We start from the raw sequence: 13,700 nt of genomic DNA, 5'->3' as shown, positions 1-13,700 counted from the left end.
CAAAAATAAAGCACCGGCGGCTGTACCCGAGTTGGGCGCAGCCGCCGGCTTATTTTATGAGGTGATATGTTTTGAGGAGCGCCACGCGCCGCTTGCCGATCTCAACACTTTTTCTAAGGCTCGTGCGGTTTTGAGTGTTTTCCTTACCGTAGCGTATAAGCCGCCTTCCCCATGCGGCAGGCAAGCTATGCGGCGCACAATGCAGCGCTTTTGCAGAGGGGAACGCCGCACGCAGCACGGAAAAGCGCTCGCGTTTTCCTGTATGCTGCACAGCCGCCGCGTGCAGCGTCATGTTCGCACTGTGCAAGCGGCTCTTTTCTGCCGCACCGTGCACGCCGCCTGCCAAAATATCCTCCAAAAGCGCAGTCTCATCCGGCGCAGGGTGCACGCGAAGCAGCGCTAAGCTTTCCGTTTTCTCAAAGCCGAGATATTTCTCGCCGATTTCAAAGAGCGCCGTCAAAAATTCGAGTGCCGAAAGCTTTTCGCAGCAGCGGCGCAAATGCAATTCGTCAAGCTCCTTTTCATGCTTTTCGGCAAACAACAGCAAATCACACACCGCGCGGATGCCGCACCCACCGTGCAGAAAATGCTTTAAGCTGTGGCACAAAAGGTACAAAAACGTCTCGTTCGCGCCGAGCGTATAAATTTCTTCGCCCTGCACGAAAACGGTTTCCGTGCGCAGCTTTTCATGCGCAAAAAAAGTGTTCATGTGCCCATACGCATCGTTTTCCGGGAACGCCGCGCCGTGCAGTTCTAAAACGAGCGGACTGTCGGGCAGGTAAAATGTCTGCTCAAGCGGATCGACACTCTCCCCTGCTGTGCGGCAGCCGAGCCGCAATAAAGCATCGTGTATGCGGTCAAATTCACCCGAAACCGCCAGTAAATCGACATCCGAGAACAGCCGCAGCTCCGGCTTCGGGTACAGCGCAGCGCACACCGGGCCTTTCAGCACGAGCGGATGCAATTCCATTTCGCGCAGCTTGCTGTAAAGCTGTAAAAATACCTGCGTTTTCAAAATCTGCTCTGCCGTTTGGCAAAACGCCATTTGCCGCGCAGCTTTCAGTGCCTTGCCGCACGCATCAAGAACAAGCGGCAGCACGCCGTGGCGCACCGCCTGACGCAAAAGCTCCGTCTGTGTTTCCGGCGGCAGCACACCGAGCATCGCTTTTTCGTTATGTATCGCTGCTTTCAACGCGTTTAAAAGTAAAACATCTGCCTGTTTCATCGTCTGCTCCTTTTACTCTTCCGATATGCCCAAAGTATAGCAGGACAAAACCGCGCAATAAAACGAAAAAAGGCGCCCGCCGTGAAAAATCACAAGCGAGCGCCTCTTATGTTATCTCAAGCTAAAGTTCGTTTTATGTACGAATTACATCGTAACAAAGATAAACTTAATGACGAAGAGCGCAGCAATGATGGTAATGCCGATGTCGTTCTTCTTGTACTTACCGGTGAAGAGCGTGATGAGCACATAAGCAATCGCGCCGATACCGATACCGTTGGAGATGGAATAGGTCAGCGGCATCATGATGAGAGCGAGGAACGCCGGAACAGCGCTGCGCAGGTCGGACATATCGACCTTTGCGAAGCCCTTCATCATCAGAACGCCGACATAGATGAGTGCCGGAGCCGTAGCGCAGGTCGGAACAAGAGAAGCGACCGGGCTGAGGAACAGGCAAACCGCGAAGCAAATTGCAACAACAAGGCTCGTAAGGCCGGTTCTGCCGCCGGCGCCAACGCCAGCAGCGGACTCAACGAACGTGGTGCAGGTGGAAGTACCGCAAACAGCGCCCGCAACCGTTGCAACGGAGTCGCTGGTCATGCACTGGTTAACGTTGATCGGATCGCCGTTCTTATCCAGCATGTTTGCCTGAGAAGCGGTACCGTACAGGGTGCCGATGGTGTCGAACATATCGACGAGGCAGAACGTAACGACAAGCATGATTGCGGAGAAGATGCCGCCGATCTCAGAGCCTGTGAACGCACGCTGCCAAGCGTCAGCCTGGAACACACCGGTGATGCCGATGGAGCCGAAATCCTTAAAGGTCTGGCCGATCTGGCTCATGTCGAAGGTCGGGGTCGTGCCGGAAAGGAGATAGTACAGAACGGAAACGCCTGCAATGCTGATGAGCACGCCGCCCTTGACGTTGTGCTTTTCAAGAATTGCAATGACGAGCAGACCAAGGAATGCGAGGATAGCCGGCATAAATGCCTTTGTATTTTCAACATCCGCAAAGAACGCGCCTGCCTTCAGTGCGCCGTGGATATCGACGAACTGAACGAGCGTGTACTGGTTAGCCTGAATGATGCCGACATTCTGGAAGCCGAGGAAAGCGATGAACAAACCGATACCGGCCGGGATTGCTTTCTTGAGGCAGTCCGGAAGAGCCTTTGCGACCTTGACACGGAGACCCGTGACAGAGAACAGCAGGAAGACAATACCGGAAACCAGAATGATGACGAGGCCTGCATGGTAGCCCTTGATGACGTCGCCGCCGGTGATGATCTCCGGCAGAATGAAGGATACGAAGAAGAAGGAGTTCAGACCCATGCCGCAAGCCTGTGCAAACGGCATCTTCGCATACAGAGCCATCAGCAGCGTACCGATGATTGCTGCCAGAATGGATGCGACATACACAGCGTTCCAAATCTGCTGGAAGGCCGGGTCGGCATCCGGAGCCAGATGGTTAAAGCCAACGATCTGGTTCGGGTTCGTGACTACGATGTAAGCCATCGCGAAGAACGTCGTGAGACCGGCAATGATCTCTGTGCGGACGTTCGAGCCACGCTCGGAAATTTTGAAGAATTTGTCCAAGGATGTTCACTCTCCTATAAATTAAAGAATTTCCTGTTCTTCGTTTTTTTGACCAGTTATGGTTTGCACACATCGGAAAAACAGGAATTGTTACCTATAGTATAGCCTCTAATTTTGCGAAAATCAAGAGAAAACCGAATAAAAAGTCACATTTTGTTCATAAGCTGTTTATGATTTGGAAAAAAAGAGTTTTTTGTGCATTTCGGCTAAGGCTATCCTGTATTTTGCTGTTTTTCTCGAATTGCACTGCCGTTTTTGCGTTTTGAAATGCGCTTCTTTTTGATCACCTATAAAGTTTTCATGAATATGCCCCTATCGCTTGCTTTTTTATGCTGTTCCATGCTATACTGATTTATATGCCGCGCGCGGGGAATCCGCGCGAAAGAAAGGAAAGTGTTCCCGAACCATGAACCTACTCACAAAGCTGTTCGGCAGCTACAGCAAGAAAGAATTAAAGCGCATTGAACCGCTTAAGCAAGCGGTGCTCGCGCTCGATGACAAATACACAAAAATGACAGATGAGGAGCTGAAGGGCCAGACCGCCGTGTTGAAAGAGCGCCTCTCCCTTGGCTCTTCCCTTGACGACATCCTGCCCGAAGCGTTTGCAACGTGCCGCGAAGCTATGTGGCGCGTGCTCTCCATCAAGCCGTTCCCGGTGCAGATTATCGGCGGCATCATTTTGCATCAGGGTCGCATCGCCGAGATGAAGACCGGCGAAGGCAAGACGTTCACCGCTGCCCTCCCGGCGTACCTCAACGCTTTAAGCGGCAAGGGTGTGCACATCGTCACCGTCAACGATTACCTTGCAAAATATCAGGGCGAAATGATGGCGCGTGTGTTCAACTACCTCGGTCTCACCGTAGGCCTTGCCATCCCCGGCATGGAGCCGGACGAAAAGAAAAAAGCCTACGCCTGCGACATCACATACGCAACAAACAATGAGATCGGCTTTGACTATCTGCGTGACAACATGGTCACCTACAAGGAGCGCAAGGTGCAGCGCGGTCACAACTTCGCCATCGTGGACGAGGTGGACTCCATCCTCATCGATGAGGCGCGTACCCCGCTCATCATTTCCGGTCAGGGCGAGCAGTCCACGGAGCTTTACAATGTCGCCGACCGCTTTGCCAAAACACTGCGCCCCATCCGCGTGGCGGAGACGAACGAAAAGGAAGACAATGACGAGATCTACGAGGATTACGATTATATCATCAACGAAAAGCAGAAGACCGCAACGCTCACCAAGCGCGGCGTAAAAAAAGCCGAGCAGTTCTTCAGCTTGGAAAACCTCACGGACCCGGACAATATCACCATTCAGCACCACATCAATCAGGCGATCAAGGCGAACGGCATCATGCAGCGCGATATCGATTACGTCGTGCGCGACGGCGAAGTCATCATCGTTGATGAATTCACCGGCCGTCTGATGTACGGCAGACGCTACAACGAAGGTCTGCACCAGGCCATTGAAGCGAAGGAAGGCGTGAAAATCGCGCGCGAAAGCAAAACGCTTGCAACCATCACGTTCCAGAATTTCTTCCGTCTTTACAACAAGCTCTCCGGCATGACCGGCACGGCCATGACCGAGGAATCCGAGTTCAGCGAAATTTACAAACTGGACGTTGTAGAGATTCCGACAAACAAGCCGATGATTCGTGAAGACTGCCCGGACGTTGTTTACAAAACCGAAAAGGGCAAGTTCAATGCCGTTATCAACGACATCATCGAGCACCACGAAAAAGGCCAGCCGGTGCTGGTCGGTACCATCACGATTGAAAAATCCGAGCAGCTCAGTGCCATGCTGAAGCGCCGCGGCATCAAGCACGAAGTGCTGAACGCAAAGTACCATGAAAAAGAAGCCGAGATCGTTGCACAGGCAGGCCGTAAGGACGCCGTGACCATCGCAACAAACATGGCCGGTCGTGGTACGGATATTCTGCTCGGCGGTAACGCAGAGTTCATGGCGCGTGCCGAAATGCGCCGCATGCAGTTCTCCGAGGAGCTCATCGGCGAGGCTTCCGCCTACGGCTACACGGACGATGAAGAGATTTTGAATGCCCGCAAGACATTTTCGGAGCTCAACAAAAAATACAAAGCGGAGATTGCGCCGGAGGCAGAGGAAGTTCGCAAGCTCGGCGGCCTGTACATCATCGGCACGGAGCGCCACGAATCCCGCCGTATCGATAACCAGCTGCGCGGCCGTGCGGGCCGTCAGGGCGATCCCGGTAAGAGCCGCTTCTACATCTCTCTTGAAGACGACCTCATGCGTCTGTTCGGCGGCGACCGCATCCAGACCATTATGGACCGCCTGAATGTGGACGAGGACATGCCGATCGAAGCGTCTATCCTCTCCAACACCATCGAAAATGCACAGAAGAAGGTCGAGGGCAGAAACTTTGCCATTCGTAAGAACGTTCTGCAGTATGACGACGTGATGAACCGCCAGCGCGAGATTATCTATGAACAGCGCGACCGCGTGCTGAACGGCGACAACGTGAAGCCGCAGATTATGTCCATGATCGATCAGGCCATCGAAGCGAACGTCAAGCGCTTCTTGCCGGAGAACACCCTGCACGACGACTGGGATCTCCGCGGTCTGCGCGACCACTACCTCGGCTGGATGGTCAATCCGGATGAGCTGCACTATGAGGGTCAGGCGTTTGAGGATCTCGAGCAGCAAACGGTCATCGATTTTCTCAAGGAGCGTGCGCACAAGCTTTACGACCTGCGTGAGAAGGCGTTCACCCCGCCGATCATGCGTGAAGTGGAGCGCGTGGTGCTGCTGAAGAACGTCGATACGCAGTGGATGGATCACATCGATGCGATGGATGAGCTCCAGAAGGGCATCCGCCTGCGCGCCTACGGCCAGCAAGACCCGGTCATTGCATACCGCGAAGAGGGCTTTGACATGTTTGACGCGATGATCGACACGATCCGCGAAAACACCGCCCGCATGATTCTGACTGTGCGCTTGAAGACACCGGAAGCCCCGAAGCGTGAAGCCGTCGCCAAAGAGACCGGCACCACATCCTCCGATACGCCGGCCGTCAAGCAGCCGGTACGCAAGAACGGCAAAAAGCCCGGCAGAAACGACCCGTGCCCGTGCGGCAGCGGCAAGAAATATAAAAAATGCTGCGGCAGAAATGAACCCTAATTCATGATCAAAACTATGAAAGACTTAGCTTCTTTACATTTAGATAATCACGACAGCCGTTTGAAGTACTACCATCTGTTCATGACCATGCCGGCGGAAACGGAAATTCCGCATTACGATCTGCCTGCGGGATATTCGTTCACAACCTACACCCCCGGCGACCGCGATACGTGGATTGAGATTGAAAAATCGGCGAAAGAGTTTTCGACTTTTGAAGAAGGTGTGGATGCGTGGCAGCGCTACTACGGCAAGCACGAAGATGTTCTGCCCGACAGAATGTTCTTCATCGTCGCCCCGAACGGCAAGAAGGTTGCGACCGCAACGGCGTTTTTCGATGAAAAGCTGCCCGGCGGCTGGCTGCATTGGGTTTCCGTAAGCCGCGACGCGCAAGGCAAGGGACTTTCCCGCCCGCTCATCGCGCACACACTGCACCGTTTGCAGGCGCTCGGCTACAAAGAGCTATTCGTGCCCACCCAGACCACCACGTGGGTCGCCGCAAAGCTGTACCTTGATTTCGGCTTCCGTCCCGTGCCGGAGAATTTGGAAGAAGATCATTTCGGTTGGCGCATGCTGAAAACGCTAACCGACCACCCGGCATTAAAAGAGCTGGAACCCGTCGAGGTTGACGAATTACTGAATAAATAAGAAAGCGACCGCTTTTCGAGTATTCGGAGAGCGGCCGTTTTGTATTCTTAAAATTGAGTACACATTGTAAATTCTTATTAGGTTTGTTAATAATTCAAGTTCGCATCATTTTTCTTGATAATTTCAACAATTATTATTTACACATAAATTTTAAAATGTTAATATTTTATTGAAAAATAAAAAAGGTGTGATTTCAACGTATGAATAAGCGCTCTGTTTTTTTCCTCAGTATTTTGCTCTTGCTTTCCGGCTGCGCGGCGCACAAGGTTGATGTGCCCGTACTCGAATTCGGCAGCACAGAGGGCGACGTTTCCGTGCTGCGGCTCTATTTTGACGGCGACTCCCCTGTTTTTCTTGAAAACGGGTTCATCGACCTCAGCGCTCTGTACGTCACCGGGCAGTACAGGCACGTATTTGACCTTGAGGTGCTCGAAACGACGGATACGGAGACCATTTACGAGTTGCCGCGAAGCTACGACCTGCTCGACAATGTGACGGGCATTTTGATTTACAGCGATTACGCTTATGCCGCCGTGCGTGAGGACAGCAATTTGCGCCTGCATCCGCTTTCCCCCGGTGCGCCGGAGAAAACTTGGGAGGATTTTTACACCGCCGCGCAGAGCTATGCCAAAACGCACTCCGAGCTTTCGGGTGTGGAAAACTACGGGTTCGATTAAATTTAATTTAAGCATGACAAAAGCCCTACCGGAAATTTTCTCGGCAGGGCTTTGCTGTTGCTGTTTACTTTTCCAGTGCCTCGCAGCGCTCGTAAATTTCAAACGCGGCTCTGGCGTTGTGGTACGGACACTTCCACGGGCCGCACAGCAGGTGCGAATTTTCCTCGTCCGGGGAATTTTTACCGCTTGCAAACCACTCGCCCGCCGGGCCGTTGATGATTTCGGTTTTGATGTATGCCCAGCTCTTCAGCGCGGAATCGAGATACCTCTCGTCGCCCGTAATCTGCCATGCGTTCACGCTGCCGACAACGGCTTCCGCCTGCACCCACCAGACCTTATTCGGCACAGCGATGCCGCCTTCTTCGTGACCCTCGTCAAACAGACCTCCGTCCGTATCCATGCCGTGGCTCAGTGTGAAGTTCACCATATTGATGGCGACCTCCTTCGCTTCCTCAAGGAGCTTTTCCGCACGGGCTTTATCTGCGCCGTACTTTTCGAGCACTTCGGCAGCTTCCGTCAACAGCCAGGAGCCCTCAATGTCATGGCCGAACGAAACCTCGCCCGGCAGCGGCTCCATTTTATCGTTGAAAAACATGACAAAATGGTGGTGCTCGGTGTCGTAAATTCTGCGTGCGGTGATCTCGATGAGGTTCACAAGGCTCTCCTCCACGCAGGCATCGTGGCGAATACGGAAGTAGCACGTCATCGGCTCCAGAATGTGGATGTGCGTGTTCATGGAAAGGTTGCCCGCCTCCGTAATGGCGCCGTTGCTGCTGCCCGTGCCGCGTGCGTTTTCAAGGTAATAGTTGCCCTCTTTGCACTCGTTTTCGATGTAATCATACGTCATATCGGCATATCTGCGTGCTTCCTCGCTGCCCGTTGCGCGGACGTACTCGGAGAACGCATACAGCAAAAAGCCCTGGCCGTAGGTCATTTTCGTGTCGTCTTCCACAGAGCCGTCTGCATGCAGCATCCAGAAACCGCCGCCGTTTTTGTGGTCCCAGAAACGCTCAACGATGTGGTTAAACGCGCGGTCGGCGAGCTCCTTATACTTCTCGTCGCCGAAAATGCGGTACGCGCCCGCAAATGTCCACAGCAAACGTGCATTCAGCACGAGGCCCTTGGACGCGTCCTTGTGAATAACCTTATCAACCGTCACGGCGCCGTAAAAGCCGCCGTTTTCGTGATCGATGGTATATTGCTCCCAGAACGGGAAAATGGAGCCATGCAGCAGATCCTCTTTCATTTCATCGCGCAGCTTTAAAAGCTTTTCCATCACTTTCACCCTTCCAAATCACTATAAATTTAAAGCAGCGACCCGGCTGAACGGAGCCAAAAGCCGCTGCTTTACAATCAATATTTGTCCAAAATACAGTCCAGAACACTGACTTCTTTGCCGTTTTTCATATAGACGCGTGTGACGCGCTTTGAGATGTCGCACACCACTTCATAGTGGATTGTCTCCATGATGCCGGCAATTTCCGCCGCGGTGATCTCATCCTCGCCGTCGCGGCCGATGAGCGTTACGGTGTCCCCTACCTTCGCCTGCGGCACGGCGGAAACATCCGCCATGCACTGGTCCATGCAGACTTTACCTAAAATCGGGCAGCGCGTACCGTGAATGAGCACACTGCCGCGGTTCGAAAGCCTGCGGGAGTAGCCGTCCGCGTAGCCGACCGGAATGGTCGCGACGCGCATGCGTTCCTTTGCGGTGAATGTGCGGTCGTAACTGATGTCCGATCCGGGCTCAATCTCCTTCACGTGCGAAATGACGGAGTGCAGGCTGAGCACCGGGCGGAAATCCGCGTGATGCTCCACGCTGAGCGACGGTTCCATGCCGTATAAAATCACGCCCGCACGCACCATATCGAGGTGCATCTCGGGGTAATCGAGGATTGCACCGCTGTTCGCGCAGTGGTGAATTTTAAACGTGATGCCCTGCTTTTCAAGCTCCGCGATGAGCGCCATAAAGCACGAGAACTGCTTCAAGGTAAATGCCTTGCCATTCTCGCCACCATCTGCCACGGCAAAATGCGTGAAGATGCCCTCCGGGATAAGCCCCGGGCGGCGGCACGCTTCTGCCACAACGCTTACGGCCTCTTTGTCGCGCTCAATGTCCTGAAAATAGAACCCAAGGCGGCTCATGCCGGTATCGACCTTGACGTGAATCTTCACCTTAACGCCGCTTTTTACGGCGTTTTCGGAGAGCGCCGCGCAGTATTCTGCAGAATACGCGCACTGCGCAATGTCGTTTTCGGCAAGCACGTCTGCGGCTTCCGCCGGGGTATAGCCCAGCACGAGCAGCGGCAGTTTGATGCCTGCACGACGCACTTGCAAGGCTTCCTCAATGTTGGAAAGCGCCAGCCAGTCTGCGCCGAGGGCTTCGTATTCCTCTGCCATGCGCACCGCGCCGTGCCCGTAGGCATCTGCCTTAATCACACAGCAGACCATCGACCGGTTGCCGACATAGCGACGAATTTCCTTAAAATTGTGCGCCGCCGCGTCGAGGTCGATCTGCGCCCATGTTCTTTTCTGTAAAATGTCCATAACCAAATTGTCCTTATACGCGGCTGCGCGGGCAGCATTTTGCCCGCGCATACCGGAATTTTATAAGGCGTTTCTGCCTTTTATTACTTGAAGTAACGCACGCCGCTCTCAAAGATCTGCTGATCCTTTTCGCCCGGCACGTTAAAGTAGAGGTTTTCGCCCTTGCGTTCGCTGTGGCCCATCTTGCCGAAGACGCGGCCGTCCGGGCTTGTAATGCCCTCAATGCCGCACACGGAGCCGTTCGGGTTCCATGTGATGTCGCCGCTCACCTTGCCGCACGGCGTGGTGTACTGCGTAGCGATCTGGCCGTTTTCGATGAGCTTTTTCAGCGCTGCGTCATCCGCTACAAAGCGACCCTCACCGTGGGAGACCGGGATGGCAAAGACATCACCTGCGTTGACGCCGGAGAGCCACGGAGACTTCGTGTTTGTCACGCGAGTGTAGACCATGCGGGAAACGTGGCGGCCGAGCGTGTTAAACGTCAAGGTCGGGTCGTCGTCCTTGAGGTCCACGATCTTGCCGTAGGTGACAAGACCGAGCTTGATGAGCGCCTGAAAGCCGTTGCAGATGCCAAGCACAAGACCGTCGCGCGTGTCGAGCAAGTCCGTGACCGCCTGTGCAATCTTCGGGTTGCGGAACGTTGTCGCGATGAACTTGCCGGAGCCCTCCGGCTCGTCGCCGCCGGAGAAGCCGCCCGGGATCATGATGATCTGGGAGGAGCGGATTGCCTTTTCCATGCGGTCGATGGTGTATTCGATGTCCTTTGCGCAGAGGTTCTGCACAACAAGGATCTCGGTCTCTGCGCCCGCCTTTTCAAACGCACGCTTCGTGTCGATCTCGCAGTTGGTGCCCGGGAATACCGGGATGAATACCTTCGGCTTTGCGACGCGGATGACCGGGGAGCCGGTGTACTTGTGGTTATCGAGGGGCACATCATATTCTACGGCGACGGTCTCCGCTTTATTCGCGAAGATTTTTTCGAGCTTGCCGTTCCAGGTCTCAATGAGGTCGTCCAAGTCGAGCACTTTGCCGTTCAGCTCAATCTTTGCCGTATCGGTAACGGTGCCGAGCACAACAGCGTCGAATGTATTCTTGACGCTCTCAAGCGCATCTGCCGGAACTTCCACGACGAGTGCGCCAGCCTTTGGGGCAAAAAGCAGCTCTGCGTTTTCGGCGGTCTTCTCGAACTTGAAGCCGAGCTTGTTGCCAAACGCCATCTTCGCAACGGCAGCAGCCGCGCCGCCTTCCTTGACGACGTGTGCGGAAAGAACAGAGCCGTCCGCGATTTTTGCAAGCACGTTCTTGTAGTATGCCTTCAAAGCTTCCCAGTTCGGGAGCTCGGTTTCCTTGTCCTCCGGAATCGGCAGCAGCATGGCGTAGTTGCCGGCGTTCTTGAACGCGCCGGAGATCGTCTTGCTGGCCTTCGTCATCGTCACCGCAAAGCTGACAAGCGTCGGCGGGACATCGAGGTCTTCAAAAGAGCCGGACATACTGTCCTTGCCGCCGATGGACGGCAGGCCGAGGTTCAGCTGCGCGGTGAGTGCGCCGAGCAGAGCTGCGGCAGGCTTGCCCCAGCGCTCCGGCTTATCGTGCAGGCGCTCGAAGTACTCCTGGAACGTCAAGCGGGACTTCATCGGATCTGCGCCGACAGCTGCGAGTTTCGAGAGGCTCTCCACAACAGCGTACGCTGCGCCATGGAACGGCGAGAAGCGCGCAATACCCGGAATATAGCCGTAAGCCATAGCGGTGGCGTCATCGGTCTCACCCGTGAGCAGCGGAATCTTCGCAACCATGGCGTCTTCCGGCGTCAGCTGATACTTACCGGCAAACGGCATCAAAACGGTGCCTGCGCCGATGGAAGCATCGAAACGCTCGGAAAGGCCCTTCTGGCCGCAGACTTCAAGGCGGGAGAGGTTCTCTGCGAACGCCTCGTCCAACGATTTATTTTCAAGGCAAGCCGGTACGGCGTTGCGGTAGTTTTTCGTTTCATCCGGTGCGGTGATAAACGCGTCTGCGTTCTGCGTCACACCGTTCGTATCGAGGAATGCACGGCTCAGGTCGACTACGCGGTCGCCGCGCCACTCCATCTTGAGTCTCGGCTCTTCGGTGACGATGGCCACGACCTGCGCGTCGAGGTTTTCCTCCTGCGCCTTAGCGCGGAATTTCTCCACATCCTTCGGGTCGAGCACGACCGCCATACGCTCCTGCGATTCGGAAATCGCAAGCTCGGTGCCGTCGAGGCCCTCGTACTTCTTCGGGACTTTGTTCAAATCAATCTCAAGGCCCGGTGCAAGCTCGCCGATGGCGACGCACACGCCGCCTGCGCCAAAGTCGTTGCAGCGCTTGATGAGCGTGGAAACCTCCGGGTTACGGAACAGACGCTGAATTTTGCGTTCGGTCGGCGGGTTGCCCTTCTGCACCTCTGCGCCGCAAACCTCGATGGATTCGAGCGTATGCGCCTTGGAGGAACCCGTTGCGCCGCCGCAGCCGTCACGGCCCGTTGCGCCGCCGAGCAGCACAATGATATCGCCGGGCTTCGGCTCGAAGCGCTTGACGTTCGCCTTCGGAGATGCGCCGATGACCGCGCCAATCTCCATGCGCTTTGCAACATAACCGGGGTCATAAAGCTCCGTGACCTGACCGGTCGCAAGGCCGATCTGGTTGCCGTAGGAGGAATAGCCCGCCGCAGCGCCGGTGGTAATCTTTCTTGTGGGCAGCTTACCCTTCATCGTATCCTTAAACGGAACAGTCGGGTCGCCGCTGCCGGTAACGCGCATTGCCTGATAAACATACGCTCTGCCGGAGAGCGGGTCGCGGATCGCGCCGCCAAGGCATGTTGCCGCGCCGCCGAACGGCTCAATCTCCGTCGGGTGATTGTGGGTCTCATTCTTAAACTGCACGAGCCACTGCTCGGTCTTGCCGTCGATCGTGACCGGCACTTCGATGGAACAGGCGTTGATCTCGTCGCTTTCATCCAGATCGTCTACCATGCCGTGCTTTTTGAGGTATTTCGCGCCGATGACCGCCATGTCCATGAGGGAAACGGGCTTGTCCTTGCCCTTATACAGCTCTTCGCGGGCTGCAAAATACTCGCCGAGTGCCTTTTCGATAGCGCCGCTCAGCTTGCCCTTTTCGATCTCGATGTTGTTGAGACGCGTAAGGAATGTGGTGTGGCGGCAGTGGTCGCTCCAGTAGGTATCAATCACGCGCAGCTCCGTCACGCTCGGGTCACGGTGCTCTTCGTCGCGGAAATAATCGCGGCAGAACGCGAGATCTTCAAATGTCATGGCAAAGCCCATGGTGCCGTAATATTTTCTAAGCTCCTCGTCACTCCAGGAGATCATGCCCGTGACGCGCTTAACGTCTGCCGGCACGTCGATCTTCATGTCAAGCGTCTCCGGCTTTTCCATCGATGCCAAACGGGATTCGACCGGGTTCACGATGTAGTTCTTAATCTTGTCCATTTCCTCTTCGGAAAGGTCGCCCTTAACGGCGATCACTTTTGCATAAGCGACCTGCGGGCGCTCACCCTGCGTCAAGAGCTGTACGCACTGGGAAGCGGAATCCGCACGCTGGTCGTACTGACCGGGCAAAAACTCCGTTGCGAAGACGTGATATTCGCTGCTGATCTTGTAGTTTTCGTCGTACACGTTGTCCACATTCGGCTCGGAAAGGATCGTGCGGGCTGCCGCCTCGAACTCCTCGCCGGAAAGACCGGAAACATCATAGCGGTTCAAAATACGCAGGTCCTCAATAGCCTTGAGGCCGAGATTCTGACGAAGATCCGCCATCATGTGGCGTGCTTCAACATCGAATCCCTTTCTTTTCTCCACAAATACGCGTGTGACCATGTTTGTGACCA

8 protein-coding genes are annotated in these 13,700 nt (G+C 54.9%); 3 read left to right on the top strand and 5 right to left on the bottom strand.

Features of this window, described 5'->3' with window-relative positions; genetic code table 11:
• Positions 1–49: 49 nt before the first annotated feature.
• On the bottom strand, positions 50–1,225 hold the full coding sequence (locus R2K26_RS02155) for a nucleotidyltransferase family protein (protein WP_316518540.1): 1,176 nt from the start codon (positions 1,223–1,225) through the stop codon (positions 50–52).
• A gap of 144 nt (positions 1,226–1,369) precedes the next feature.
• Entirely contained in the window at positions 1,370–2,815 is a 1,446-nt protein-coding gene (locus R2K26_RS02150) for an NCS2 family permease (protein ID WP_316518538.1), read from the bottom strand.
• A gap of 406 nt (positions 2,816–3,221) precedes the next feature.
• On the opposite strand from R2K26_RS02150, the gene secA reads away from it, so the two are divergent.
• From secA to R2K26_RS02135, 3 genes are all read left to right on the top strand, one after another.
• Positions 3,222–5,969 (top strand): preprotein translocase subunit SecA, encoded by a 2,748-nt coding sequence (secA, locus tag R2K26_RS02145; RefSeq protein WP_316518536.1) that lies wholly within the window; start codon positions 3,222–3,224, stop codon positions 5,967–5,969.
• A gap of 3 nt (positions 5,970–5,972) precedes the next feature.
• Positions 5,973–6,614 carry a GNAT family N-acetyltransferase gene (locus R2K26_RS02140; protein ID WP_316518534.1) on the top strand — a complete coding sequence of 214 codons (642 nt, stop codon included), beginning with the start codon at positions 5,973–5,975 and terminating at the stop codon, positions 6,612–6,614.
• 200 nt (positions 6,615–6,814) lie between these two features.
• The gene (locus R2K26_RS02135) at positions 6,815–7,291 is read left to right on the top strand and encodes a hypothetical protein (protein ID WP_316518532.1); all 477 of its coding nucleotides are present in this window, start codon (positions 6,815–6,817) and stop codon (positions 7,289–7,291) included.
• 64 nt (positions 7,292–7,355) lie between these two features.
• Here the strand turns inward: R2K26_RS02135 and R2K26_RS02130 are convergent, their stop codons facing one another.
• The 3 genes from R2K26_RS02130 to R2K26_RS02120 form a co-directional block, all read right to left on the bottom strand.
• Positions 7,356–8,567, bottom strand: coding sequence for an AGE family epimerase/isomerase (locus tag R2K26_RS02130; RefSeq protein WP_316518530.1), 1,212 nt, complete (start codon positions 8,565–8,567; stop codon positions 7,356–7,358).
• Positions 8,568–8,644: 77 nt separating this feature from the next.
• On the bottom strand, positions 8,645–9,838 hold the full coding sequence (gene alr, locus R2K26_RS02125; RefSeq protein ID WP_316518528.1) for an alanine racemase: 1,194 nt from the start codon (positions 9,836–9,838) through the stop codon (positions 8,645–8,647).
• Positions 9,839–9,921: 83 nt separating this feature from the next.
• Complete coding sequence (locus R2K26_RS02120) at positions 9,922–13,689, bottom strand: phosphoribosylformylglycinamidine synthase (protein WP_316518527.1); 3,768 nt, start codon at positions 13,687–13,689, stop codon at positions 9,922–9,924.
• Positions 13,690–13,700 lie beyond the last annotated feature (11 nt).

Source organism: Neglectibacter sp. CSJ-5, assembly GCF_032490475.1.
GTDB lineage: Bacteria > Bacillota > Clostridia > Oscillospirales > Acutalibacteraceae > Hominenteromicrobium > Hominenteromicrobium mulieris.
The sequence above is the reverse complement of the archived record's forward strand: the minus strand, read 5'-3'. Positions and strand labels throughout refer to the sequence as shown.

Excerpts from the sequence above, each read along its gene's own strand:
- secA (WP_316518536.1), top strand. The coding sequence starts at position 3,222 with ATGAACCTACTCACAAAGCTGTTCGGCAGCTACAGCAAGAAAGAATTA.
- R2K26_RS02140 (WP_316518534.1), top strand. The coding sequence starts at position 5,973 with ATGATCAAAACTATGAAAGACTTAGCTTCTTTACATTTAGATAATCAC.
- R2K26_RS02130 (WP_316518530.1), bottom strand. The coding sequence starts at position 8,567 with ATGGAAAAGCTTTTAAAGCTGCGCGATGAAATGAAAGAGGATCTGCTG.
- R2K26_RS02155 (WP_316518540.1), bottom strand. The coding sequence starts at position 1,225 with ATGAAACAGGCAGATGTTTTACTTTTAAACGCGTTGAAAGCAGCGATA.
- alr (WP_316518528.1), bottom strand. The coding sequence starts at position 9,838 with ATGGACATTTTACAGAAAAGAACATGGGCGCAGATCGACCTCGACGCG.
- R2K26_RS02135 (WP_316518532.1), top strand. The coding sequence starts at position 6,815 with ATGAATAAGCGCTCTGTTTTTTTCCTCAGTATTTTGCTCTTGCTTTCC.
- R2K26_RS02120 (WP_316518527.1), bottom strand. The coding sequence starts at position 13,689 with ATGGTCACACGCGTATTTGTGGAGAAAAGAAAGGGATTCGATGTTGAA.